General features: G+C 68.5%; 16 protein-coding genes. 5 read left to right on the forward strand and 11 right to left on the reverse strand.

Annotated elements, in window-relative coordinates; translation table 11 throughout:
* Positions 1–21: 21 nt before the first annotated feature.
* The 9 genes from E5P3_RS07070 to E5P3_RS35735 form a co-directional block, all read right to left on the reverse strand.
* Positions 22–5,151 (reverse strand): malto-oligosyltrehalose synthase, encoded by a 5,130-nt coding sequence (locus E5P3_RS07070; protein WP_174263045.1) that lies wholly within the window; start codon positions 5,149–5,151, stop codon positions 22–24.
* Complete coding sequence (treZ, locus tag E5P3_RS07075) at positions 5,144–7,000, reverse strand: malto-oligosyltrehalose trehalohydrolase (RefSeq protein ID WP_162585329.1); 1,857 nt, start codon at positions 6,998–7,000, stop codon at positions 5,144–5,146. The genes E5P3_RS07070 and treZ overlap by 8 nt, the downstream gene beginning before the upstream one ends.
* Positions 6,997–9,180: a glycogen debranching protein GlgX gene (gene glgX / locus E5P3_RS07080; protein WP_162585330.1), complete on the reverse strand. Its 2,184-nt coding sequence runs from the start codon at positions 9,178–9,180 to the stop codon at positions 6,997–6,999. Before glgX ends, treZ begins: the two co-directional genes overlap by 4 nt.
* Positions 9,177–9,887, reverse strand: coding sequence for a mechanosensitive ion channel family protein (locus E5P3_RS07085; protein ID WP_162585331.1), 711 nt, complete (start codon positions 9,885–9,887; stop codon positions 9,177–9,179). Before E5P3_RS07085 ends, glgX begins: the two co-directional genes overlap by 4 nt.
* A gap of 43 nt (positions 9,888–9,930) precedes the next feature.
* A complete protein-coding gene (gene treS / locus E5P3_RS07090) occupies positions 9,931–13,266 on the reverse strand; it encodes a maltose alpha-D-glucosyltransferase (RefSeq protein WP_162585332.1) in 3,336 nt (1,111 codons plus the stop codon).
* A gap of 12 nt (positions 13,267–13,278) precedes the next feature.
* Positions 13,279–15,333, reverse strand: coding sequence for an alpha-1,4-glucan--maltose-1-phosphate maltosyltransferase (locus tag E5P3_RS07095; RefSeq protein ID WP_162585333.1), 2,055 nt, complete (start codon positions 15,331–15,333; stop codon positions 13,279–13,281).
* Positions 15,326–17,233: a 1,4-alpha-glucan branching protein GlgB gene (gene glgB / locus E5P3_RS07100; protein WP_162585334.1), complete on the reverse strand. Its 1,908-nt coding sequence runs from the start codon at positions 17,231–17,233 to the stop codon at positions 15,326–15,328. Before glgB ends, E5P3_RS07095 begins: the two co-directional genes overlap by 8 nt.
* Before the next feature lie 193 nt (positions 17,234–17,426).
* On the reverse strand, positions 17,427–18,329 hold the full coding sequence (locus tag E5P3_RS07105) for an NmrA family NAD(P)-binding protein (protein WP_197893945.1): 903 nt from the start codon (positions 18,327–18,329) through the stop codon (positions 17,427–17,429).
* A gap of 1 nt (position 18,330) precedes the next feature.
* Entirely contained in the window at positions 18,331–18,537 is a 207-nt protein-coding gene (locus tag E5P3_RS35735) for a hypothetical protein (protein WP_162584098.1), read from the reverse strand.
* Between E5P3_RS35735 and E5P3_RS07110 the strand changes: the two genes are divergently transcribed.
* The 5 genes from E5P3_RS07110 to E5P3_RS07130 all read left to right on the forward strand — a co-directional run bounded on the left by E5P3_RS07110 (position 18,536) and on the right by E5P3_RS07130 (position 21,111).
* Complete coding sequence (locus tag E5P3_RS07110) at positions 18,536–19,441, forward strand: AraC family transcriptional regulator (protein WP_232073028.1); 906 nt, start codon at positions 18,536–18,538, stop codon at positions 19,439–19,441. The genes E5P3_RS35735 and E5P3_RS07110 overlap by 2 nt on opposite strands.
* Positions 19,442–19,709: 268 nt before the next feature.
* Entirely contained in the window at positions 19,710–20,099 is a 390-nt protein-coding gene (locus E5P3_RS07115; RefSeq protein WP_162585335.1) for a hypothetical protein, read from the forward strand.
* The gene (locus E5P3_RS07120) at positions 20,096–20,314 is read left to right on the forward strand and encodes an RHS repeat-associated core domain-containing protein (protein WP_162585336.1); all 219 of its coding nucleotides are present in this window, start codon (positions 20,096–20,098) and stop codon (positions 20,312–20,314) included. The genes E5P3_RS07115 and E5P3_RS07120 overlap by 4 nt, the downstream gene beginning before the upstream one ends.
* Positions 20,315–20,328: 14 nt before the next feature.
* Positions 20,329–20,529 carry a hypothetical protein gene (locus E5P3_RS07125; RefSeq protein ID WP_162585337.1) on the forward strand — a complete coding sequence of 67 codons (201 nt, stop codon included), beginning with the start codon at positions 20,329–20,331 and terminating at the stop codon, positions 20,527–20,529.
* 225 nt (positions 20,530–20,754) lie between these two features.
* Complete coding sequence (locus tag E5P3_RS07130; protein WP_162585338.1) at positions 20,755–21,111, forward strand: hypothetical protein; 357 nt, start codon at positions 20,755–20,757, stop codon at positions 21,109–21,111.
* Between the two features lie 52 nt (positions 21,112–21,163).
* Here E5P3_RS07130 and E5P3_RS07135 read toward each other — a convergent pair whose 3' ends face one another.
* A complete protein-coding gene (locus tag E5P3_RS07135; RefSeq protein ID WP_162585339.1) occupies positions 21,164–22,717 on the reverse strand; it encodes an amidohydrolase family protein in 1,554 nt (517 codons plus the stop codon).
* Positions 22,718–22,842: 125 nt separating this feature from the next.
* Positions 22,843–24,351: a CYTH and CHAD domain-containing protein gene (locus E5P3_RS07140; protein WP_162585340.1), complete on the reverse strand. Its 1,509-nt coding sequence runs from the start codon at positions 24,349–24,351 to the stop codon at positions 22,843–22,845.
* Between the last annotated feature and the right edge of the window lie 29 nt (positions 24,352–24,380).

Genomic DNA, 24,380 nt, shown 5'->3' on the forward strand with positions numbered 1-24,380 from the left:
CCCGGTGAAGCGCCGATGCCGTCAGGGCTTGGCCCACAAGGCCGCACCGGGGAAATGGGCGAAGGCGGCCGCCATCCGGATCACGCCGCCATGCACCACGAGGGTCTCGCCGGTGAGCACGTTCTCGAAGCGCGTGCCCTCGGGCACCTCCGGCAGGCGCACTGTCGTGTCCTCCCACACTTCGCCGAGCGGCGGTTCGCTGATGGCAGCGAGCGAGCTGAACAGGCGTGCCGCGATCAGCACCAGCACCCGATCCTCATGCCGGCGCATGAAGGCCACCACGTGCGCGGCCTTCGCCCCGTCGACCTGTAGTCCCCGGTAATCGCCTTCGCGGAACAGCGCGGGCTGCTCGCGGCGCAGCGACAGCATGCGCCAGGCAACCCAGAGCTTGGCGCGTCCATCGCCGGCGGCAGCAGACACCAGCGCGGCGACGTGGGCCGGCAGGTCGCCGGCCCGGACCATCGCCTCGAGCTCGTCCAGGCAGCGCACGCGCAGTGCGTAGTCCACCGGGCGCCGGTTGTCCGGATCGACCAGGCTCAGGTCCATCAGCTCGTTGCCCTGGTACACGTCCGGCACGCCGGGCGAACCGAACTTCAGCAGCGTGAGCGAGAGGCTGTTGAGCGCCCCGAACCAGGCCAGCGTGCGGGCCAGCGTCTGCAGGTCGTCGACGAAGCGCGGGTCGGCCTCGCGACTCAGCACTGCGCGCACGAAGCCTTCCAGCGCCTGCTCGTAGGCCTCGTCGGGGTTCGTCCATCGGGTGTGGAGCTTCGCCTCGCGCGCCGCCTTCTGCATGTAGCCCACGATGCGCTCGGTGTAGGGCTCGCGGGTGCTGTCGTCCAGGCCGCCGGCGGGCAGGGTGCCGAGCAAGGTCTGGTAGAGCAGGTATTCGTCCGTGGACGAAGGAGCACCGGAGGGCGCACCACCGGCTTCCAGCTTCCGGCGGATCCCGCGCGTCAGCGCGCGCCAGCGCCGCAGCGCCAGGCGCCAGGTCCCCGGCATCTCCGACAGCACGTCGATGCGGCAGCGCACGTCCTCGGAGCGCTTGTTGTCGTGGGTGGAACTGGCCAGCATGGTGTGCGGCCAGTGCCGCGCGCGGTCGGCGCTGGCTTCGTGGAACTGGTCCACCGTCATGCCGAAATGCGCCGGCTCGCCGCCCACCTCGTTGAGCGCGCTCAGCGGAAAGTAGCGGTAGAAAGCCGTGTCCTCCACGCCCTTCGCCGTGACCGGCGCGCTGAACTGCTGGAAGCGGATCGCCAGGTGCAGCACGCGCCGCTGCAACGCTTCTTCGGCGCCGGGCACGGCGCGCCCGAGCAGGGTCTGCTGCACGAAGTCGTAGATCGAGACGTCCGCCTCCCGGCTGCCGCGCCGTGCCTCGCGCGCGGCCCAGGAGATGAAGCGCTCGTCCTGCTGCGAGGGCGCCTCGATGATGTAGGTGCGGTAGACCGGCAGGCAGGCCGCGATTTCGCCCAGCGCGCGCTGCAGCGCATTGAAGGTGTAGTCGCGCGTGCGCCGGTCGGCGCGCGCGATGCGCAGCAGCTCGGTGGACAGCACCGCCAGCTCCGAGGCCAGCGCGCTGCGCATGATGTCGCGCTTGCCGGCGCGCGCCAGGGCCTGGAAGCTGTCGCGCACGCCGGTGAAGTTGCGCCAGATCTTCTCGAACTTCTCTGCCGCAGCGGTGTCGATGAGCACCCCGTTCGCGACGTTGGCGAAGCGATAGCCGGTGGTGCCGTGCACGTGCCAGTCCTCGGGCACTTCCTCGTCCTCGGCCTTGATCTTCTCCGCCACCACGTAGAGCGGCCGCGCCGGCCGCCCCTCGGCATCGCGCTCGGCCAGCACCAGGCCGGCGCGGCGGGCATAGCCTTCCTGCAGCTGCCGGAAATAGCGCGCGGGGTCGTAGAGGCCATCCGGGTGGTCGATGCGAAGCCCGTCGACCTGGCCGGAGGCGGCGAGGTCGAGTGCGAAGGATTGGGTCGCTTCGAACACCTCCTCGCGCTCCATGCGCAGCCCGGCCAGCGAGTTGATGTCGAAGAAGCGCCGGTAGTTGATGTCGTCCGCCGCCACGCGCCAGTAGGCGAGCCGCCAGGCCTGGACCTCGATCAGCGCGTGCAGCTCGTCGCGCGCGCTCGGCAGGTTGAGCTCGGCCGCGCGCGCGGTGATGGCGCGCACAACGGCCGGCTGGCGGGCCGCCAGCTGGGCCAGCTGGGTCTTGAGCAGCTCCTTGTCGCGTGCCCGCTCGGCGCGCGCCGGGTCGTCGCTCGCGTCGTGGCCCAGCAGCCGGCCGAAGGCGGAGGAGATGCCCGCCAGCTGAGCCGCGAGCGCCGCCTCGTCGAGCTGCGCGGCGGCGCCGCCGAGCACCCGCGGATAGCTCTCGGGGGCCAACGGAAAGCGGTGCTCGAAGTAGTACACCGCCAGGCTGCCGCTGCCTTCCTCGAAGCGCAGCACCAGGTCGCCGCTCATCAGCACGTCGCCGTAGTGGTCGCCCAGCACCGGCACCAGCACCTTGCCCGCGAGCTCGGGATTGAGCGGCTGCCAGTCGATGTCGAAGTGCTGGGCGTAGAGCGAGGCGGGGCCGTTCTCCAGCACGTCCATCCACCACGCATTGTCGGCCCCCATCACGCCCATGTGGTTGGGCACCAGGTCCACCAGTTGGCCCATGCCGTGTACGCGCAGCGCGGCGACGAAGCGCTCGAAGCCTGCGCGCCCGCCGAGCTCGGGGTTGACCTGGTCGTGCGCCACCACGTCGTAGCCGTGCATGCTGCCGGCGCGGGCGCGCTGGATCGGCGAGCAGTACACATGGCTGATGCCCAGGCGGGCGAGGTAGGGCAGCACGCGGATCGCGTCGTCGAAGCGGAAGCCCTTGTGGAACTGGAGCCGGTAGGTGGCGCGCGGGATGCGCGCCTGCATCGAGCCGCGCTGCGAGGCGTCGGCTACGCGCGCCTGCGGGCGCAGCCGGGCCAGCGTGCGGCCGAGCGCATCCAGCGCCTCGCTCGCGGCCAGGGCATGCAGGTCGGCCGGCAGCTTGCGCTGCCAGTTGGGCTGCTCGTGGGTCGTGCCGGGCATGTTGGCCTGCTCGACCACGCCGAGCACGTCTTCGAGCTGGACCATCATGAGCAAGGCAGGCGCCTCGGCCAGGAAGGCGTGCACGGCCTCGACCGTGCGCGGCGCGAGCCGAGACTCGCTGCTGGCCTGCGCGATCTCCTCGGCACTCAGAAGGCCGGCATGCCGCACCGCCAGCAGCAGCTGCACGCGCTGGCGTGCGCGATCGAGCAGCTGCTGCTCGAGCTGCGCCTCGTCGGGAATCAGGCCGAGCTGCAGGCGCAGGCGCAGGTCCTCCCCGCACCACCAGCCGGCCAGCGTGGGCAGGTCGTGCGTGCCCACCGCGGCCAGAGCCTGCGCGGGGTAGGCGGCGGCCGGCTTGAAGGCGCCGTCCGCCTCGCGCTCGAAGAAGAGCAGCCGGTAGGACAGGATGTCGAAGCGCGCGAGCGCCTCGCGCATCTCGGGCTGGACGGTGCCGAGGTCTTCGCCGATCACCAGGCAGCGGTGGCGCTGGCTTTCGAGCGCGACGATGGCCAGCATCTCGTCCAGCGGGTAGCGCACATAGCCGCCCTCGCGCGCGGTGCCGCCAGCGGGAATCCAGAACAGGCGCATGAGGCCCATCACATGGTCGATGCGCAGGGCGCCGGCGTGGCGCATGTTGGCGCGCAGGGTGTCGATGAAGAAGCGGTAGCCCTCGGCGCGCAGGCGATCGGGCCGCAGCGGCGGCAGGCCCCAGCCCTGGCCGGAGGGGTTGAACTCGTCCGGCGGCGCGCCCACGCTCGCCTCGGCGGCGAACAGGGCGCCTTCGCTCCAGACATCCGAGCCGCCGCGGTCGCTCGACACCGCGAGGTCGAGGTACAGGCCGATGCCCAGGCCGAGCGCCTTGCAGTGCGCGTTGGCGCGCGCCAGCTGGCCCGCGGCCAGCCACTGCAGGTACTGGTGGAACTGCACGCGCTGCGCGTGCTGCCGCGCGAAGGCCTCCACCGCGGGACTCTCCGGGTCGCGATAGTCCTCGGGCCAGAGCGGCCAGCCCCAGACCGCCGCATCGGCCGCGTGGAAGTGCGCCTGCAGCGCTTCGAACAGCGCATGCCGCCGCAATGACTCGCCGCCTTCGGCAACGAAGGCCAGGAAGGCGAAGCCCGTGTCGTCCTGCGCGTCGCGGCCGTCCTGCGTCAGGCGGCAGGCGCGGAAGTGCGCGAACAGCAGCTCGAGCACCTCGAACTTCGCCTGCGCGACACCGGCGTAGTCCACCAGCGGCAGCTCGCGCAGCGCCGCGAGCCGGGTCTGGAATTCGAGCGAGCCCACCAGCCGGCGCGCGGCTTCGCAATGGGCGAAGTCGGGCACTGCCTCGACATCGATGCAGAGCACGTTGAGCCAGCGCCGCGAGGACGGACTGTACGGGCTCGCATGCGCCGGGTTGTGCGGAAAGAGCGCGTGCAGCGGATTGAGTCCCACGATGTCGGCGCCGCGCGGCGCCATCTGCGTGATGAGCTGCGCGAGGTCGGTGAAGTCGCCGATGCCCCAGTTGCGGCGCGAGCGCAGCGCATACAGCTGCAGCGCCGGGCCCCAGACCCGACCGCCGTCGCGCAGCGCGGCCGGGCGCCAGCAGCGCTCGGGCGCGCTGATGAGGAGGGTCTCGCCCTCCAGCCCTTCGATGCGCAGGCGGTGGTAGCCCATCGGCAGGCCGCGGGCGAACGGGACCTGGCGCTCGCACCAGCGCGTGCCGTCGATCTCGACGGCGGCCGTCTCCGGCAGTGCGGCGGTGTCGATCTCGCCCTGCTGCTTCCCGCCGTCTTCCTCCCACAGCTGCCAGCGCAGGCGCCCCATCGACGCCGGCATGCGCAGGGGCAGTGCCCAATCGGCGCTGGACGCGCGGATCACCCGCACCGGCGGCAGGCCGCACGACCAACTCGCGCGACGCTCGGCTTCCAGCAGCGCGCCGGCTTGCGCGCCGTCGTGCAGCCGCACGCCGAACTCGGCCAGGAGCGCGAGCAGGGTCTCGCGCGGCACCGGCTGGTGCGCGCCCCAGATGTCGTGGTAGTCGAGTGCGATGCCGAAGTGGGCGCAGAGCAGGGCGATCGCTTCCGATGCACCGTCGTGCGCCGCTTCAGTCAAGGCCGGGCTCCTGCAGCGTCACCAGCACGGCGCCGCGCGCCAGGCGCAGGGTGCCGCCACCGTAGCCGTCGCGCTCGACGGCGTTGATATAGAGGGTCTCTCCCGCCGGCGGCGCGACCCCCTCGACCGGCGCGTCGCCGAAGTGGGCCGTGAGGTGCAGGCGCGGGCCGTCCTCGCCGCGCGTCGTGTCCGCCAGCGTCCAAGCGACGCGCAGCAGGCCGCCCTCGGCGTGGAAGCGTCCCGGGCCGCACTGGCCCGCGAGCAGCGGCACCAGCCGCTGCCGGCGTAATGCCAGCATCTCGCCCAACTGGACGCGCCAGGCCTCGTGCAAGGGGTCGTCCCACTCCTCCCAGTGCAGCTTGGAGGCGAGGAAGGTGGATTCGGCATTGGGATCGGGAATGCGCGCGCGTGCCGCCTCGTCGGCGAAGGCCGCGAAGCGGCCGAACTCCTCGCGCCGGCCCTTGGAGACGGCGGCCGCCAGCTCGGGACCGAAGTCGCAGAAGTACTGGAAGGGCGTGGAGGCCTCGAACTCCTCGCCCATGAACAGCATCGGCACGTGGGGCGAGAATACGAGGCAGGTCCAGGCGGCGCGCACCAGGGCGATGTCGCCGATGGCCTGGATGCGTTCGCCGAAGGCACGGTTGCCGACCTGGTCGTGCGTCTGCAGGTAGGAGACGAAGGCGGCCAGCGGTAGCCGGCTGGCGTCCTCGCCGCGCCGCTCGCCGCCGCGGAAGGCCGAGGGCTGGCCCTGGTACACGAAGCCCTGCGCCAGCGCACGGCCGAACTGCGCCACCGGGTCGTCCGCGTAGTCGGCGTAGTAGCCGTCGGTCTCTCCGGTCGCCAGCACGTGGGCCGCATGGTGCAGGTCGTCGTTCCACTGCGCGGTGCCGCAAGACGGCAGCCCGAGCGCGTCGCGCGCGAGGAAGGAGGCCTGGTTGGCATCGTTCTCCAGCACCACGTGCACATGCCGCTCCCGGCCGGGGCCGCTTCGCAGCGCCTGGCAGATCTCGTGGACGATGTGCAGCGCCCAGTCGTCGCGGATCGCGTGGATCGCATCCATGCGCAGGCCGTCGAAGCGGAACTCCTCGACCCAGTACAGCGCGTTGTGGATGAAGAAATCGCGCACCGTGCGCGCCCCATCGCCGTCGTAGTTGATGGCCGCGCCCCAAGGCGTCTGGTGCTTCGGGTTGAAGAACTGCGGGCAGTAGGCGTGCAGGTAGTTGCCCTCCGGTCCGAAGTGGTTGTAGACCACGTCGATCAGCACCATCAGCCCGAGGCCGTGGGCGGCGTCGACCAGCGCCTTGAGGTCCTCGGGCGTGCCGTAGCTCGCATCGGGCGCGAAGGGCAGCACGCCGTCGTAGCCCCAGTTGCGCCGTCCCGGGAAATCGGCCAACGGCATGAGCTCGATCGCGGTGATGCCCAGCTGCGCGAGCGCGGGCAGCCGCGCCCGGGCCGCGGCGAAAGTGCCCTCGGGGGTGAAGGTGCCGACGTGCAGCTCGTACACAACGGCTTCCTCCCAGGGGCGCCCGCGCCAGTCCTCGTGCTGCCAGGCATGGGCGTTCGGATCGACGACGCGGCTCGCGCCATGCACGTCGTCGGGATTGAAGCGCGAGGCCGGGTCGGGCACGCGCAGGCCGTCGGGCAGGCGGAAGCGATAGGCGTCGCCGTGCCGTGCCTCGGGCAGGTCCAGCCGGTGCCAGCCGCCGCCATGGCGCAGCATCGGGTGTGCGGAAGGCGCCGCGCCAAGCTCCAGCACCACCTGCTCGACGCCCGGCGCCCACAGCGCGAAGCGCACGCCGCCGCCTTCGAGCAGGCTGGCACCGAAGGGCATGGCGTGAGCATGGTTCATGCCGGTGCCTCCGAAGGTGCTTCGAAGCTCGCCCGGGCCGTGCGGGTCATGAGCACGAAGGAGCGGCTCTGCAGCCGGTAGCCCGGCTCGGCCCAGGGCTGCGGCAAGTTGGCGCTCGCCTGGCCTTCCTCGGGCGGCAAGGCCCCGGTCGCCGTGTCGATCAGCAGGTGCCAGGGCTCGCCTGCCGTCGGCAAGACGAAGTCGAGGTCCTCGTGGTGGGCGCTGAAGAGCAGCAGGAAATCGTCATCGCGCACGGCCTCGCCGCGCGGCCCGGAGTCCGTGATGCCGAGGCCCGACACCAGCATGGCCAGTGCCCGCGCCTCGCCGTCGTTCCAGTCCTCGGGCGTCATCTCGCCGCCATCGGGGCGCAGCCAGCAGACGTCGTTGACCGTGCTGCCCTCCGGCGGCCGGCCCGTGAAGAAGTTGCGGCGGCGAAAGGAAGGGTGCGTGCGGCGCAGGGCAATGACGCGTCGCACGAAGCTCGTCAGCGCCTCGCGCTCGTCATCGGGACTCCAGTCGAGCCAGGTCCTTTCGTTGTCCTGGCAGTAGGCGTTGTTGTTGCCGCTCTGCGTGTGGCCGCGCTCGTCGCCGGCCAGCAGCATCGGCACCCCTTGCGACAGCAGCAGCGTGGCCAGCAGATTGCGCATCTGGCGCGCGCGCAGCGCAAGCACAGAAGGGTTGGAGGTCGGGCCCTCCTCACCGCAGTTCCACGACAGGTTGTGGTTGTTGCCGTCGCGGTTGTCCTCTCCGTTGGCTTCGTTGTGCTTCTCGTTGTAGGAGACCAGGTCGTGCAGCGTGAAGCCGTCGTGCGCGGTGACGAAGTTGATGCTGGAGTTCGGATGCCGGCCGGACCAGCCGTACAAATCCTGCGAGCCGGTCAGGCGCTGGGCGAACTCGCCGAGCTTGCCGCCGTCGCCTTTCCAGTAGGCGCGCACGCCGTCTCGGTAGCGATCGTTCCACTCGGCAAAGCCATAGGGGAAGTTGCCCACGCGATAGCCGCCGTGGCCCAGGTCCCACGGCTCGGCGATCAGCTTCACCCGGTTGAGCGTGGGGTCCTGGCGGATGGCATCGAAGAAGCCGCCCAGGTCCTCCACCTTGCCCGACTCGCGCGCCAGTGCCGAGGCGAGGTCGAAGCGGAACCCGTCGACGTGCATTTCCTCGACCCAGTAGCGCAGCGAGTCCATCACCAGCTGCAGGGCGCGCGGATGCTCGAGGTTGACGGTGTTGCCGCAGCCGGTGAAATCGTCGTAGAAGCGGCGGTTCTCGCGGTTGGTGATGTAGTAGGAGGCGTTGTCCACGCCGCGCAGCGAGAGCGTGGGCCCCATCTGGTTGCCTTCGCAGCTGTGGTTGTAGACCACGTCGAGGATCACCTCGATGCCGGCGGTGTGCAGCGTCTTCACCATGGTCTTGAATTCCTTGACCTTCTGCGAAGCGCTGTAGCGCATCTCGGGCGCGAAGTAGCACAGGGTGTTGTAGCCCCAGTAATTCTGCATGCCCTGCTCGGCAAGGTGGCGGTCGTTCAGGAAGGCATGCACCGGCAGCAGCTCGACGGTGGTGACGCCGAGGCGCCGGAGGTAGTCGACCACCGGCGCGGAACACAGCCCGGCATAGGTGCCGCGCAGCTGCGGCGACACGTCGGGATGCGTCATCGTGAAGCCCCGCACGTGCATCTCGTAGATCACCATGTCGTGCCACGCGATCTGCGGCGGCCGATCGTCGCCCCAGGTGAAGGCCGGCTCGAGCACCCGGCCCTTCGGCATGAGCGGCGCGCTGTCGCGGCGGTCGAAGGACAGGTCCTGGCGCTTGCTGCCTACGGTGTATCCGTACAGGGCGTCGCTCCAGCGCAGCTGGCCCACCAGGTCCTTGGCATAGGGGTCGATGAGCAGCTTGTTGGGATTGAAGCGATGTCCCTCCTCGGGCTTGTACGGGCCATGTACGCGATAGCCGTACGCCAGGCCGGGCCGCGCCTCGGGCAGGTAGCAATGCCAGACGTCGTCGGTGCGCTCGGGCATGGTGATGCGGTGGCGCTCATGGCGGCCCTTCTCGTCGAAGATGCACAGATCCACCTTCGTCGCGTGCTGCGAGAAGAGAGCGAAATTGACGCCTTCGCCATCCCAGTGAGCGCCGCGCGGATAGGGGCGGCCGGGCCAGACAGTGGTGATCAGATCGTTGGTTTTCATCGGCGAAATTTGCGCTCTTCGAGTCGTTCTGCGGGGTCTTTGCTCTCGCGTGGCCACCATTGTTCGATGCGTTCGGCTGCCCAGTCCTTGCCGCCCAGGCCGAATGCCAGGGCCAGCGCGAAGACCACCCCGGCCAGGATGACCAGGAAGCTCTCGCGCACGATGTCGCCGCCGACCTTGATCTGGTCGAGCGCGATGAGCACCACGAAGACCAGGATCGCGTACTGCGCCAGCTTGCCGAGGAAGACGGCGTCCTGCAGCTTGACGTTGCGGCAGTAGGCAGTCACCGTGTCTCCGACGAAGCGCGCGAAGTACGAGCCGAAGGCCAGCACCAGCACCGCGACGAAGACATTGGGGACGAACCACATCACCTTGCCGATCAGGTCGCTGATGTAGGTAAGCCCCAGGCCGTTGAACGCAATCAGCAGCGAGGCGAGGATCACCAGCCAGTACACCAGCACGCCGAACACGCTGGTGGTGTCGCCGCGCATGCCGCCCTGGCGCAGGAAGCCGTCGAGGCCGGCGCGCTCGGTGAGCACGTTGAAGTTGATGGCGTGCAAGGCCTTCACCACGGTGAAGCGCGCCAGCTTGGCGAGGAGCCAGCCGGCGACCACGACCACCACCGCGATGAGCAGGCGCGGCAGGAAGGCGCCGATCTGGAACAGGATGGCCCGCAAGGGCTCCAGGTGGATTCCGAAGCTTTCCATGATGCTTTTCTCCGTTGACCCGTGCGTGCTCGGCGGGCGTTCGTCAGGATGCGGCGTCGCGACCGGCCAGCGCCAGCAGGCCCTGCAGCGGGACCTGGACCCAGTCGGTGCGATTGTTCAGCTCGTAGCGCAGCTCGTACAGCGCCTTTTCGAGTTCGAACAAGTCCAGCAGTTGCAGGTCGACGGGCGTCGTGGGCTCGACTTCCTTCATGGTCTTGAGATAGGCGGACAGGAAGGCCTCCCGGCTGGTCGTCTCCCACTGGCGCACCGGCAGCTCCAGGCGGTGCAGCTCGTCGGCGTTCTGCGCCACGCGCTTGAGCGCCGACCAGCGCGCGTAGTTGAAGGAGCGCAGCATGCCGGCCACGTCGCGCAGCGCCGAACCCTTGGCCCGGCGCTCCTCGAAGGCGCGCGTGGGTTCGCCCTCGAAATCGATGATCACGAAGTCGTTGTCACTCACCAGGACCTGCCCGAGGTGATAGTCGCCGTGGTAGCGCGTCTTCAGGCCATGTCCGTTCCCGATTGCCGCGGAAGCCCGCGCCGCGAGCCGCCCTTCCTGCGCGAGCAGTGCCTGGGCGTCCTCCTGCGCGGGGCCGGGCAACTGGGGCAGGCGATCGCGCAGCATCGCCAGCGTCGTCGCGACGTCAGCGCTCGCATGCTCGCGCATGGCCTGGATGTCGTTGGCTGCCAGGGGTTCGGGGTCGAAGGCCGGATCGCCGGTGCGGCGCGCGAGTGCCAGGTGCAGTTCCGCGGTACGGCGGCCGAGTACCCCCATGAGCGCGGCGAAGCCGCCATGGGCCTGCGCCGGCGCGACCGTGGCAAGCGTCTCGGGCGCGGTGCGCAGTTCCTCGAGGAAGCGCTCCACGTAGCCCAGCGTGTACACCCACCCGTCGCCCTGGTTCTTCACGTAGCGCTGGACCATGGCCAGGGTCGCGGTGCGGCCGTCATCGCCGATGTATTCGAGTGCGCCCAGCACCGGCACGCAGTTCGGGTAGTGCACGACGCTGGTGAGGAAGCGCCCCATCTCGACCTCGGGGTTGATGCCGTCGCGCACGCGCCGGTAGGCCTTGAGGAAAAGGGTCTCGTCGAAAGTCACGACCGTGTTGCTGCTCTGCGCAGCCGGGCGGCCGACGGGCAGGGCGGCGAGGTCGGCTTCGATGCGGCCGAAGGCCTCGGTGGGTGTGAAGCGCAGGCGCCCCTTGGACGCCTGCAGTTCCATGCCGTCGCGCACGGCGCACACCATCGCGCGGCAGAAGGCCTCGTCGTAGAAGGCATCGGCCATGACGCCGACATTGGCCTGCTGCCGCACCTTGGCGACGCCTGCCTGCGTCAGGCGGTTGAGGCGGTCTTCGTCCTGCTCCTCCCAGGCCAGCGCCAGCGGCACGAAGTAGGCCGACGCCTCGGGCGGCCCGTCGAGCGAGACCAGGGGCAGCATCCAGCTGAAGCCGTCGCCGTCCCACACCGCATGGTCCACCAGGCGGGCGCGCTCGACCGCCGAGCCCTTGGCGCCGTACCAGCGCTGGATCTCGATGAAGCGCGGAAGGGTGTCCGTCTCGAACTGCGTCAGCATGCGCTCGGCCATGCCGATGCGCCAGGGCATCACGCGGTCGCGGAAGAAGCTGGTCCAGCCGTCGAAGAGCACCAGCGTGGGGCGGTCCTGCAGGCCCACGCCTTCCTGGTGCCAGCTGGGCATCTCGGCGTCCTGCGCGAGCCGGAACCAGTAGAAGCCGTAGGAGGTCAGGGTCAGCAGGTAGGGCAGCTCGCCGATGGGCGGGAAGGAGGTGCGTCCCAGCATCTCGACCGGGATGCTGCCCTTGTAGGCCGAGAGGTCCAGTTCCACCGGCTGAGCCGCGCGCGAGAGATTGAAGACGGTGAGGATGGTGTCGCCCTCGTATTCGCTGAGGTAGGCGAGGATCTTGCGGTTGCCGGGCCGCAGGAACACGCGCCGGCCGCGGCCGAAGGCCCGGCTGGTCTTGCGCACGGCGAGCATGCGCCGGGTCCAGTTCAGCAGCGAGCTGGCGTCGCGCGCCTGCGCCTCCACGTTCAGGGCCTCGTAGCCGTACATGGGGTCCATGATCGGCTGCAGGTAGAGGCGCTGCGGGTCGGCGCGCGAGAAGCCCGCGTTGCGGTCGGGGCTCCATTGCATCGGGGTGCGCACGCCGTTGCGGTCGCCGACGAAGACGTTGTCGCCCATGCCGATCTCGTCGCCGTAGTAGATGATGGGCGAGCCCGGCATCGACAGCAGCATCGCGTTCATCAGCTTCACGCGGTCCATGTCGTTTTCCATCAGCGGCGCGAGGCGGCGCCGGATGCCGACGTTGATGCGGGCGCGCAAGTCGGCGGCGTACATGAGGTACATGTAGTCGCGCTCCTTGCTGGTCACCATCTCGAGCGTGAGCTCGTCGTGGTTGCGCAGGAAGATGGCCCACTGGCAGCCCTCGGGGATCTCGGGCGTCTGCTGGACGATCTCGACGATGGGGTGGCGGTCCTCCTGCGCGATCGCCATGTACATGCGCGGCATCAGGGGGAAGTGGTAGGCCATGTGGCATTCGTCGGCATCGCCGAAGTACTCGCGCACGTCCTCGGGCCACATGTTGGCCTCGGCCAGCAGGAAGCGGTTCTTGTACTGCGCGTCGATGGCTGCGCGCAGCTGCTTGATCACCACGTGGGTTTCGGGCAGGTTCTCGTTGCTGGTGCCGTCGCGCTCGCACAGGTAGGGGATGGCGTCGAGCCGGAAGCCGTCCACGCCCATGTCGAGCCAGAAGCGCATGGTCTTGAACACCGCCTCCAGCACCCGCGGGTTGTTGAAATTGAGGTCGGGCTGGTGGCTGAAGAAGCGGTGCCAGTAGTAGGCCTTGGCCACCGGGTCCCAGGCCCAGTTGGAGGTCTCGGTGTCGGTGAAGATGATGCGCGTGCCCTGGTAGAGCTGGTCGGTGTCGCTCCACACGTAGAACTCGCGCTCGGGCGAGCCCGGCGGCGCGCGCCGGGCGGCCTGGAACCACGGATGGTCGCTGGAGGTGTGGTTGATGACCAGCTCGGTGATGACCCGCAGGCCGCGCTTGTGGGCCTCCTCCAGCATGATCTTGAAGTCGGCCAGCGTCCCGTAGTGCGGGTGCACGTCTTCATATTCGGCGATGTCGTAGCCGTCGTCGCGCAGCGGCGAGGGGTAGAAGGGCATCAGCCAGATGGTGTTGACGCCCAGGTCCTTCACGTAGTCGAGCTTGGCGGTGACGCCCTTGAAGTCGCCGTAGCCGTCGTCGTTCGAATCGAAGAAGGCCTTGACGTTGAGCTGGTAGATGACCGCATCGCGGTACCACTGCGGATCGTCGGTGCTGTCGATCTCGACGGTCTCCAGGAGCAGGTGCGATACCGGTGCGTTCATGTCAACAGGCCCCTAGAGGAAGTAGTCGAAGTCGCGTTCGTCGCGTACCCGCCGCCGCACCACGAACACATGCGCCGGCACGCTGTGCGGATCGAGCCGGATGAAATGGCGGCTGCCCTGCCAGAGGTAGCGCTGGTTGCTCAGCAGGTCGTGCATCTGGAAGGGATGCGCGGGCTCGCAGTCGACGAAGTCCAGGTCCAGCTCGAGCCAGCCGGACTGTACGTTGTGCGGGTCGAGGTTGACGACTGTCACGATCACGTTGCTGCCGTCGGCCGAGCGCTTGGCATAGGCGAGCAGCTCGCCGTTGTCGATCTGGAAGAAGCGCAGGCTGCGGTCTGCATGCAGGGCCGGGTTCTCGCGCCGGATGTGGTTGACGCGCGCGATGAAGGGCGCGAGGCTTTGCGGATCGTCGTGGTTCCAGCGGCGCAACTGGTATTTCTCGGAGTTCAGGTATTCCTCGCTGCCCTGCTCACGCGGCAGGTGCTCACGCAGCTCGAAGGCGGGGCCGTAGATGCCGTAGCTCGCCGACAGCGTGGCCGCCAGCACCAGGCGGGCCATGAAGACGGGGGTTTCGCCGCCCTGCAGCCGCTCGTGCAGGATGTCGGGCGTGTTGGGCCACACGTTGGGCCGGAAGTACTCGCTGCCGAGGCCCTGCGAGAGCTCTGTGAAGTACTCTGTGAGCTCCTGCTTGGTGTTGCGCCAGGTGAAGTAGGTGTAGGACTGCGAGAAGCCCAGCTTGGCGAGCCGGTGCATCACCTTCGGTCGGGTGAAGGCCTCGGCCAGGAACAGCACGTCGGGGTGCGCGCGCTTGAGCTCGGTGATCGCCCATTCCCAGAAGGGGAAGGCCTTGGTGTGCGGGTTGTCGACGCGGAAGATCTTCACGCCCTCGGCGATCCAATGCTCGAACACGCTCTTGAGCTCGGTCCAGAGCCCTTGCCAATCCTCGGTCTCGAAGTTGAAGGGGTAGATGTCCTGGTACTTCTTCGGCGGGTTCTCGGCGTACTGCACGGTGCCGTCGGGGCGCCAGCGGAACCAGGCGGGATGGGCCTTGACGTAGGGGTGGTCGGGCGCGCACTGGAAGGCGATGTCGAGGGCGATCTCCAGGCCGTGGCGCTGTGCCTCGGCCCGCAGGTGCTGGAAGTCCTCGCGGGTGCCCAGCTCGGGCAGGATGGACTTGTGGCCGCCTTCCTCTGCGCCGATGGCCCAGGGGCTGCCCACATCGCCGGGCTGCGCCGCGAGCGCGTTGTTCTTTCCCTTGCGCTGGATGCGCCCGATCGGATGGATCGGCGGGAAGTAGAGCACGTCGAAGCCCATGGCGGCGATCGCCGGCAGGCGCGCCTCCACGTCCTTGAAGGTGCCGTGCCGGTCGCCTTCGGGCGCGGTGGAGCGAGGGAAGAGCTCGTACCAGGTGCTGAAGCGTGCGCGCTCGCGGTCGGCCACGAGCGGCAGCTCCACCGGGTGGTGCGTGGCCAGGCGGCGGTCGGGATAGCGCTCGGCCAGGACGCAGAGCGCCTCGTCCAGTGCGAAGGCCTTGAGGGCTGTCGCGTCCATGCTGTTCTCGACCGCCGCGGCCTCCAGCTCACGGCTCCAGCGCGCCAGCGCCTGGGCATCGGCAGCTTTCGCGCGCCCGGCCCGCTCGGCTGCGGCGGCGATTTCATGCGCGCCCACCTGCGAGGCGATGCGGATGTCTTCCGGATCGACGCGGCGCGCCATGTCGTGGCGCCAGGATTCGAAGGCGTCGACCCAGGCGGTGACGGTGTAGCGGTAGCGGCCGATCGCGGGCGGCGCGAATTCGGCCTCCCAGACGTCGTTGCCCAATGCCTTCATCGGAAGCTCGGCCCAGTCCGCGTCGGCCTCGGCGCGCCAGCGCAACATCACGCGCAGCACGTCGTGGCCGTCGGCGAAGCAGTGGGCCTGCACGCGCAAGGCCTCGCCGGCCACGCGCTTCACCGCGAAGCGGCCGCCGTCGACGTTCGGCAGCACCGCATCGATGACGGCACGCACGCGGCCGTCCTCGCCGTCCGTGCGTTCGATCTTCGGGGCGGGCGATGCGGCGGCCTTAGGCATGGGGGTCGTGCTCCAGGATCAATGTCGACAACGGTGGCAGCGTGAGACAGAGCGAATGCATGCGGCCGTGCGAACGGACGGGCGAGGCCTCGACGCCGCCGAAGTTGCCCCAGCCCGCGCCGCCGAATTCGCTGGCGTCGCTGTTGAGGCGCTCGCGCCAAAAGCCGCCCCTGGGCACGCCGAGCAGGTAGTTGGTGCGCGGCACCGGCGTCATGTTGCTGACGACCAGCAGGGGCGCCCCTTCGCGCGGCTTGCGCAGGAAGGCGAGGACGCTGTGCTCGGCGTCGTCGGCCACGACCCATTCGAAGCCGGCGCCGGAGAAGTCGAGCTCGTGCAGCGCCGGCGTGGTGCGATAGACGCGGTTGAGCTGGGCCACGAAGCGCTGCAGCCCCGCATGGCCATCGAGCGCGGCAACCCACCATTCGAGCTCGCCGTCGTGGGTCCATTCGCGGCGCTGGCCGAACTCGCCGCCCATGAAGAGCAGCTTCTTGCCCGGATGCCCCCACATGAAGCCGAACAGCGCGCGCAGGTTGGCGAACTGCTGCCAGCTGTCGCCCGGCATCTTGCGCAGCAGCGAGCCCTTGCCGTAGACCACCTCATCGTGCGAGAGCGGCAGCACGAAGTTCTCGCTGAAGGCGTAGACCAGCGAGAAGGTCATCTGGTGATGGTGGTACCGGCGATGCACCGGGTCCTCGTGCATGTAGGCCAGGCTGTCGTGCATCCAGCCCATGTTCCACTTCATGCCGAAGCCCAGGCCGTCCATGTCGGTCGGGCGCGAGACGCGTGGCCAGGCGGTGGATTCCTCGGCGATGGTGACGGTGTCCGGGTGCTCGCGGTACACGGCGCGGTTGAGGGTCTGGAGGAACTCGATGGCCTCCAGGTTCTCGCGCCCGCCATGGCGGTTGGGGATCCATTCGCCGTGCGAGCGCCCGTAGTCGAGGTAGAGCATGGAGGCGACTGCGTCGACGCGCAGCCCGTCGATGTGGTACTTGTCCAGCCAGAACAGGCCCGAGGAGACCAGGAAGCTGCGCACCTCGTGCCGCCCGTAATTGAAGATGCTCGACTTCCACTCGGGATGGAAGCCCTGCATCGGGTCGGCATGCTCGTAGAGATGGGTGCCGTCGAAGTAGCCGAGGCCGTGCTCGTCGGTGGGGAAGTGCGAGGGCACCCAGTCCAGCAGCACGCCGATGCCGCGCTGGTGCAGGTGGTCGACGAAGTACATGAAGTCCTGCGGCGTGCCGTAGCGCGATGTGGGCGCGAAGTAGGCGGTGGTCTGGTAGCCCCAGGAGCCGTAGAAGGGATGCTCCGTCACGGGCATCAGCTCCACGTGCGTGAAGCCCATCTCGCGCACGTAGTCGGCCAGCAGGGGGGCGAGCTCGCGGTAGTTGAGGAACTGGCCGTCGCGGCGCCGCCAGGAGCCGAGATGGACCTCGTAGGTGGACATGGGCGCATCCAGCGCATTGCGCGCGGCGCGCGTGGCCATCCAGTCGCCGTCGCCCCAGTCGTAATTGAGCGACCAGGCGCGCGAGGCGGTGGCCGGCGGCGTCTCGCAGAAGAAGGCGAAGGGATCGGCCTTGTCGACCTGGTAGCCGTTGTGGCGCGAGCGGATGCGGTACTTGTAGGCCTGGCCGGGCGCGACCTCGCAGGCGGCGCCGGTCCAGATGCCGCTGTCCTCGTGCGCCTGCAGCGGATGGGCATCGCCGTTCCAGCCGTTCCAGTCGCCGACCACCGACACCGAGGCCGCATTCGGCGCCCAGACCGCGAAGCGGGCGCCGCCCTCGGCGCGGAGGTGGCAGCCCAGTTGATCGTAGAGACGGGAGTGCGTGCCCTCGCTGAAGAAGTAGCGGTCCTGGGCACTGAAGGCGGCGGAGGTGATGGGCACTGCGGGCGTCCTTGGCATTCGAGGGCCGCGGCCATGCGATGAACGCAGCCGGATCGGCGTTGAACGGACCGTTGTAGGTGCACCGCGGCGTCCCGGCAATGACCGCGGCCGCGCTTCAGCTTGTCGGACAGCGTCGCGACTTTAGAAGTGGGAGTGGACATCCGGATGCAGAGGAGGCAAGGGTTCGCGACCCCTGCGTCCGTTCCCGTATTCAGATCCGGCGATAGGCAGCAGCGAGCTCGGGGAGGAAATCCTCGAAGCGCGTGGGCGTCGTGTTCGCAGGCGTGCGGCCTGCGCGCGGGCCGACCCGCTCTTCGTTGAAGGCGCGCGTCATTTCCAGGTAGAGCGCCACGAAGCTGGGCGACAGGCCGGCGCCGACCAGCGCATCGTCCATCTCGGCCTCGGACAACTGGACATAGGGCAGCGCCGGCTGCCCGATGGCGGTCCCGAGCAGGCGGGCAATGTCCCGATGGCTCAGGTCGCGCTGGCCCAGGAGCTCGCGCACCGCGATGCCGGTCCAGTCGCACGCCAGCAGCGCCTGGGCTGCGGCCGCGGCGATATCGTCGGCCGCGATCATGGGCACGGGAAGATCGGGCGCGACGGTGTCGGCCAGCATGCCCGCTTCCTTGATGGTGCCGAGCGCGTCGTAGAGGTTCTCGAAGAAGGAGACCGGGCGCAGCAGCAGCAGGTCGATGCCGGCGATCTCGCGCAGGCGCTGCTCCTGCCGGTGCAGGCCGGCAATCAAGCCGGTGCCCTTGGGCACATCGGCGCCAAGGCTACTGAGCACCACCACCCGTCGCACGCCGCTGGCCTGCACGGCCTGCGCGATGGCCTCGCCTTCCTCGTCCTGCCGGGCTGCGTAGTCCGTTGCCTGGCGGTCGGTCGCCAGCAGGGTGTAGACCCCGTCGGCACCGCGGAAGGCTTGCGCGAGGAAAGCCGGGTCGCGGCTGTCGCCGGGCAGCACCTCGGCGCCGGCGCTCGTCAGCACAGCCAGCTTTTCGGGGTTGCGGCCAATGGCGCGGACGCGGGCGCCCGCCGCCAACAGGCGACGGGCGATCTTGCCGCCGGTGTGGCCGGTGGCGCCCATGACGGCGAAGAGAGGAATGGTGCTCACGTCAGGACTCCGGAGGTGGGTTGGACATGGCGTCTACTATGGTCGGCAGGTTCAGGCTGATCAATGCCTCAGCGTCGCTGATCGATGCTCGTTCGTCCAAGGCGGCTGGACGGACAGGTAGAGTGACCTCCATACTTGCCGCATGCAGATCGGCGATGCCTTCACCCCCGTGGACCCGCTGGGCGAAGCCCTGCATTTCCTGCTGCATGAACGGTGTCTTCTACTGCCGCTCCGAATTCAGCGCGCCCTGGGGCCTGACGCTGCCGCCCATGGCGCACTGCCTGATGTTCCATGTGGTGACATCCGGGCCCTGCTGGCTCGAGCTCGAGGGGCTGGAGCCGCAGCGGCTGGCGCCGGGCGACTTCGCGCTGGTGCCGCACGGCGCCGGCCACCGCTTGGTGAGCGAGCCGGGCGCCGAGGTGGCCGGGCTGTTCGACCTGCCGCGCGAGCAGCTCAGCGAGCGCTACGAGGTGCTGCACCACGGCGGCGGTGGCGCGGCCACCAGCCTGGTCTGCGGCGCGGTCCGCTTCGATCACCCGGCCGCGCAGCGCCTGGTGCAACTGCTGCCCGCGGTGATCCGCACGGACGCCGGGCGCTCGCCCGAGGCCGAATGGCTGGGCAGCACGCTGCGCTTCATGGCGGCGGAGGCCAGCGCCCTGCGGCCGGGCGGCGAGACCATCATCACGCGCCTGGCCGACATCCTCGTGATCCAGGCCATCCGCTCGTGGATGGCGCGCGACCCGGCTGCGCGCACCGGCTGGCTCGGTGCCCTCCAGGACCGGCAGATCGGCCGCGCCATTTCCCTCATCCACCGCGAGCCGGCGCGGCCGTGGACGGTAGCGTCGCTGGCGGCCGAGGCCGCGATGTCACGCTCCGCTTTCGCCGCCCGTTTCACGTCGATGGTCGGCGAGCCGGCGATGCACTACGTGGCGCGCTGCCGCATGCACATCGCGCTCACGCTGCTGCAGGAGAAGAATGCGCGGCCGGTGGAGCTGGCGAGCCGGCTGGGCTACCAGTCGGAGGCCGCTTTCAGCCGCTCGTTCAAGCGCTTCATCGGCATCTCGCCGGGGGCAGCGCGGCGCGGGCAGGTTGCCGTGCCGCCTGCGTTCTGAGAAGTCGTCGTTAGCAGCCGCATTGGCTTTCAATTGTTAATCGATTGGAAGCTGAGAGTAGAAGCATTGCGGCACGGAAGAGTGTCGGCGCCAAACCGTTCATTGAGAGTCGACTGATCAAGGCGCCCCTGCGCGACGACAGGAACGAGCGATGAAGTGTTTCCGTCTTGCTGAGTACGCGGCGTCGAAGAGAAAGATGCGGTTTGCATTTCATTTTTGAGCGTTCATCCATGGAGATGGACGCGCTGAAAAATGCGTTCAAACCTGTGTGGGCAAGCTCCCATTGACCGTGCTACCGGATGAAGGCTATGCGTACCGCCTGAACGTGAGCCCCAAGGCGATCAGGAACGGTGCGTATCTGCGCACACTCACTCGCCGCCAGTATCTCGGCGTTCTCATTCAGCAGAACGCCATCGCCATCGGTGCCCGTGGCGACCTGGACAGATCCATCCGCTACTTCGAATCCGCGGCCGAGCTCGATCCCCGGAACGTCTATTTTCCGAGAAACCTCCATGCACTCTGGATTCGCAAGGCCAAAGCCGCGTCATCCTTGGAATGGGCCGGCAAGTATCGCGAGATTGCCTATCGGTACTACGACCAGGCCTATGAGATGGGATGGACACGCGATCCTGATGCAAATACAAGGGGGAAGAAATGAAACTGATGCGCTCGCTGGCATTCATGCTGGCCTTGCTGTCGCTGCTCGTCACGAATGTGGTGGCACGCGAGTACTCGCCCACGACGGGGCGCTACATCCAGTTCGATCCGACCGGCCTGGATGGAGGCTGGAACGGATACGCGTACGTATCGAGCGATCCACTTGGTTGGTATGACGAGCGATTCCTTCCTGGGGACAAGATCCCGGGATATTGATAGTGGAGCTGACCATGGTCGAAGTCGCGACAATTTCTTTCCGTGACCTGGAGTCCCAGAGTGATGCCATCGCGGTACTGCGTGCCAATGAAGAGGTCATTTGCCTTTGCCTATCCGTAGCATCAAATGGTGACATCGAAGTTGCGATGAACAAGGCCGTAGCACAAGAGCTGCTCGAAGCCCTTCGCAAGGCTGTGGAAGGCTTCAGTCCCTGACTTGCCACAAAGGACTGTCGGGTTCGAGGGCGAAACTTCGTCTTTTGCGCTGACGCAGATTGCGTTGTTCAGCGGAGATGCTGCAGCGCTTCTTTGAAGAGGCTGGCTGGATAATTGAGTGGCCGCAATGATTCCTTGCGACGCCGTGAACACCCCCGTGGGGTTGATGCACAGGTAACCACTCCTCGGTTGCGACGCGAACAAGATTGACCTCAGGGACTTCCGATGAACGACAAATTCGATGCGCCTGCCCCTTGGGATGCCACCTTCGCGGCCAGGCTCCCCGGAAAACTGCTGCTCGTCGGCCTGACCTACCTTGACGTCGAAGGCAAATTGATCGACAAGCAGCAAATCTTCGGCCGCGTCCTGTCTGCCACGCCGGGCGGCGGCATCTCTCTCCGGCTGGAGGGGCGCCGCGCGGGAGAGCACTACGCGCTTCTGCCGGACACGCGCTCGTTTTGCAAGGCCAAGCCCGGCCAGTACCGGCTGCACGCAACGGGCGAGGTCGTGGTCAATCCGGACTACACCGTCACATTCTCGATTCGAAAGCAAGCTCGCCGTCCACCGGCGACGATCCACTGATGCGCCTCGACGGTCCAGGTTATCGGAGTGGCGCTGTCTTGGCGCGCCAGCGTCAATTGGGACGGAAGAGGTCCTGCGGGATGCCTGCCGCGTTGAAAAGGTAGTCGCGCGAGGCTTCCAGGTCCCGGCGCAGCCGGCGCAGGTCGACGTCGAGCAGCTTGCCTTTCCACTTGCGCACCTTGCCCGCGACGATCACCGTCTCGACGTTGGAGCGCTCCATCAGCGACACCACCGCACCCGGCACGACGTTGAGCGGTGCCACGTTGATCGCCTCGGCGTCGAGGATGATGATGTCGGCCTCCTTGCCCGGCGTGAGCGAGCCGGTCTTGCGATCGAGCCGCAGGTCGCGCGCGCCCTCCATCGTGGCAAAGCGCAGCACATCGCGCGTGGTCAAGAGTTCCGGCAGGGCGGGTGGGTTGTTCTGCTCCAACGCCATCTGGTTCACGAAGGCCTTCTGCAACGCCATGGCGCTGCGCATCTGGGTGAACATGTCGGCCGTCAGGGTGCATTCCACGTCCACGCTCAGCGAGGGCTGGATGTCCAGGGACAGCGTCTTGAGAATGGGTGGCATGCCATGGCGCATGTTCATCTCGATCGGGACGGCGAGCGAGACGCCCGCGCCTGCATCCTTCACCTTTTGCCAACTCATGTCGGACATCCCGGTCATGTGAATGAACAGGTTGTCAGGGCCGAACTGGCTGGACGCTGCGAGCGCATCGAAGGTCGGACCCATGCCGAAGCTGCCGACGATGTGGGCCACTACCTGCAGCCCGAGCTGGCGCCCGAGGGTCCAGGCCACCGCGAAGCCCGGCAGGTAGATCTCGCCGCCCATGGTCATGGACAGGAGCTGATCGTCGGAGCTGAAGTATTGCCCCTTGATGCGGGCGGCATCCGCCGGGTACTGGTTGCCGGGGACGTTGCCCGCGCTCTCGAAGTAGCCGAGCACGCTGCGCCGCCCCGAATCGGCCAGGCCCTTGATCGCGGCGTCGGAGTGCTGCGGCGAGTGATGGATCTGGGAGATGTCGTGCACCGTCGTGACACCCGCGTCGATCTGGCTGAGCGCGCCGAAGAGCTCGCTGATGTAGACGTCCTGCGGCCGATACACCGGAGCGAACTTGCCGAGGATGTGCTCGAAGTAGTTGATGGCGCCGTGCGGCTTGCCGTCGTTGAACAGCAGGCCGTCAGCCAGGAAGCTGCGCAGCGCGGTCTCGAACTGATGGTGGTGCGTATCGATGAACCCCGGCATCACGATCTTGCCGCGGGCGTCGATCACGGCGCCGAACGCTGGCAGGTTCGGTCCGACGGCGAGGATCTTCTTGCCTTCGACCAGCACATCGGCCTGGACGAAATCTCCCACTTTCGGGTCCATCGACATGACGTGGCCGCCGTGAATGACATAGCGCCGTCCGTGTCGGCCGCTGTCCCTGGGGGAATCGTCGTCGTCCTGCGCTGCAGCAACGCGCTCGGTGAACAGCCCCAGCCCGGCTGCCGCGGCAGCGGTCCCCGCCGTCCCGGCCTTCAGGAAATTGCGCCGTGAATAGCTCGCAGAATCGTGTGGCGAATGGGAATGGTCCTGCGGCCTGCCTTGATCGCACAGTTTGCACATAGGGATGTCTCCTCCAGTGTGGAGTCTTCCGAAATGACGGCTCCTGCGATCTTTCATAGGTGGAGCGACCCGCGGTGTAAAGCAGTGTTACATCGCCTTCCGGACTGAGGCGCCGGCTGCTGCCGCTAGGACTTCCAGAACCGGCGCGCCTGCGCGATCTTGTCCAGTGCCGCCCGGCATTGGAGCGCACCCGGGGGCTGTCGCGCCAAGAGCCAGCCGACCGCGAACCAGGCTCGGCCATCGTGGCCGGCCGCCTCGCGGTAGGCGCTGATCGCCACGGCCGCGTCGTTGTGATCGCCCAGGGCATCCTGCGCGGGGCGCAGTTCATTCAGGTAGCGCGCGGCACGGCCCTCCCCGAAGATCGGGGCGACGAACTCGGCCAGGTAACGCAGGCGCTTGAGCCGCTTGCGGACCCGGTGCTGTGCCTCGGGCTCCAGCGCGTCGAAACGCCGGCCGTCGCGCACCACCTGGCGGTGCAGCTTCGACAGGCGCGCGCGCAGCTGCTTACGGGCCGATTCGCCGTGCTGCCCGGCCGGGGCCGCGCCGGCGGGTTGTTCCTCGGGCGGCAGCGAAGCGGCGATCAGGCTGATCAGCACCAGCTGGAAGTCCTGGCCACGCACCACGGCGGCGGGGTCGGGCTCCGGCTCGGCGGGCTTGGGCCAGGTGACCGGCGGGCCGCCGACCGCTTCGATCTGCGGCTGCACCGTCTGCTGCAGGTGCTCGCGATCGCGCTGCCGGCCCAGCGCACGGAAGGCGTCCACCAGGGCGGGCTCCCAGGCCGGGTCTATGGCCGGCGCGAAGTCGGCCATCTCGCGCAGGGCGGTGCGCAGCCGACGGATGCCGACGCGCAGTTGATGCACATGCTCGGGGTCGGGGCTGCCGGCGGCCACTTCGCTGGCATTGGGCAGGATCTGCGCCAGGCAGGCACCGATCACGGCGCCGAACACCTGCGGTCCGTCCATGTGCTTGTTCAGGGCGGGCGGCTCGGCCTTGACCGCCTCGCCGTACTCGATGCCCTTGGCCAGCCGCTCGCCGCGCGCGGCCTTGGAGACCGTGTCCAGCGAGATCCGGTAGCGCAGGCGCCAGCGGCGCGCGAGCTCGAGCAGGGATCGCGGGCTGCCGCTCTTGAGCTCGATCTCGAGCTCGCATATGGCATGCACGCGGTCGCCCGCGCGTACCTCGCCGCGGTCGAAGGCGAGCTCGACCCGGGCATCGCCGGTGCGCATCTCGCGCAAGGTGCGGCGGATGTCGGTGGCGTGGAGCGGCATCAGCCGTGCCTCGGCCGGCTCCTGGCCGGCGTCACGCAGCGCTTTGTCGATGAGCGCGCCGACCGGCGTGCCCGCATGGCGCTCCAGGCGCGGCAGCGGCACGTCGCCGGCCTTGGCAGGCTCGATCGCGACGTTGTGCTCGTGGCGCTCCAGCGCACTGCCGCCCGGCGCCTTGGCGGTCTGCACCCAGCGCAGCCCTTCCTTGCGGATGCGCAGCACGATGCGCTGCGCCGCCAGCGTGCCATCGGCGGTGTCGTAGTAGAGGGCCTGCAGGCGTTCCCGCGTCGAGCGGCCGCGCGCAACCGCGCTTTCGACGGCCGCGCGGTCGTGCGGATCGACCTGGAACTTGAGCTCGAATTCGGTCACATCTTCTTCAGGCGGCAACCCGCCGGCAG

The sequence above is a fragment of the Variovorax sp. RA8 genome (assembly GCF_901827175.1).
In the GTDB taxonomy this organism is placed as follows: domain Bacteria; phylum Pseudomonadota; class Gammaproteobacteria; order Burkholderiales; family Burkholderiaceae_C; genus Variovorax.

Coding starts and splice junctions, on each gene's coding strand:
- treZ (WP_162585329.1), bottom strand. CDS start 7,000: ATGAACCATGCTCACGCCATGCCCTTCGGTGCCAGCCTGCTCGAAGGC.
- glgX (WP_162585330.1), bottom strand. CDS start 9,180: ATGAAAACCAACGATCTGATCACCACTGTCTGGCCCGGCCGCCCCTAT.
- E5P3_RS07085 (WP_162585331.1), bottom strand. CDS start 9,887: ATGGAAAGCTTCGGAATCCACCTGGAGCCCTTGCGGGCCATCCTGTTC.
- treS (WP_162585332.1), bottom strand. CDS start 13,266: ATGAACGCACCGGTATCGCACCTGCTCCTGGAGACCGTCGAGATCGAC.
- E5P3_RS07095 (WP_162585333.1), bottom strand. CDS start 15,333: ATGCCTAAGGCCGCCGCATCGCCCGCCCCGAAGATCGAACGCACGGAC.
- glgB (WP_162585334.1), bottom strand. CDS start 17,233: ATGCCAAGGACGCCCGCAGTGCCCATCACCTCCGCCGCCTTCAGTGCC.
- E5P3_RS07110 (WP_232073028.1), top strand. CDS start 18,536: ATGAACGGTGTCTTCTACTGCCGCTCCGAATTCAGCGCGCCCTGGGGC.
- E5P3_RS35735 (WP_162584098.1), bottom strand. CDS start 18,537: ATGCAGCAGGAAATGCAGGGCTTCGCCCAGCGGGTCCACGGGGGTGAA.
- E5P3_RS07120 (WP_162585336.1), top strand. CDS start 20,096: ATGAAACTGATGCGCTCGCTGGCATTCATGCTGGCCTTGCTGTCGCTG.
- E5P3_RS07125 (WP_162585337.1), top strand. CDS start 20,329: ATGGTCGAAGTCGCGACAATTTCTTTCCGTGACCTGGAGTCCCAGAGT.
- E5P3_RS07130 (WP_162585338.1), top strand. CDS start 20,755: ATGAACGACAAATTCGATGCGCCTGCCCCTTGGGATGCCACCTTCGCG.
- E5P3_RS07135 (WP_162585339.1), bottom strand. CDS start 22,717: ATGTGCAAACTGTGCGATCAAGGCAGGCCGCAGGACCATTCCCATTCG.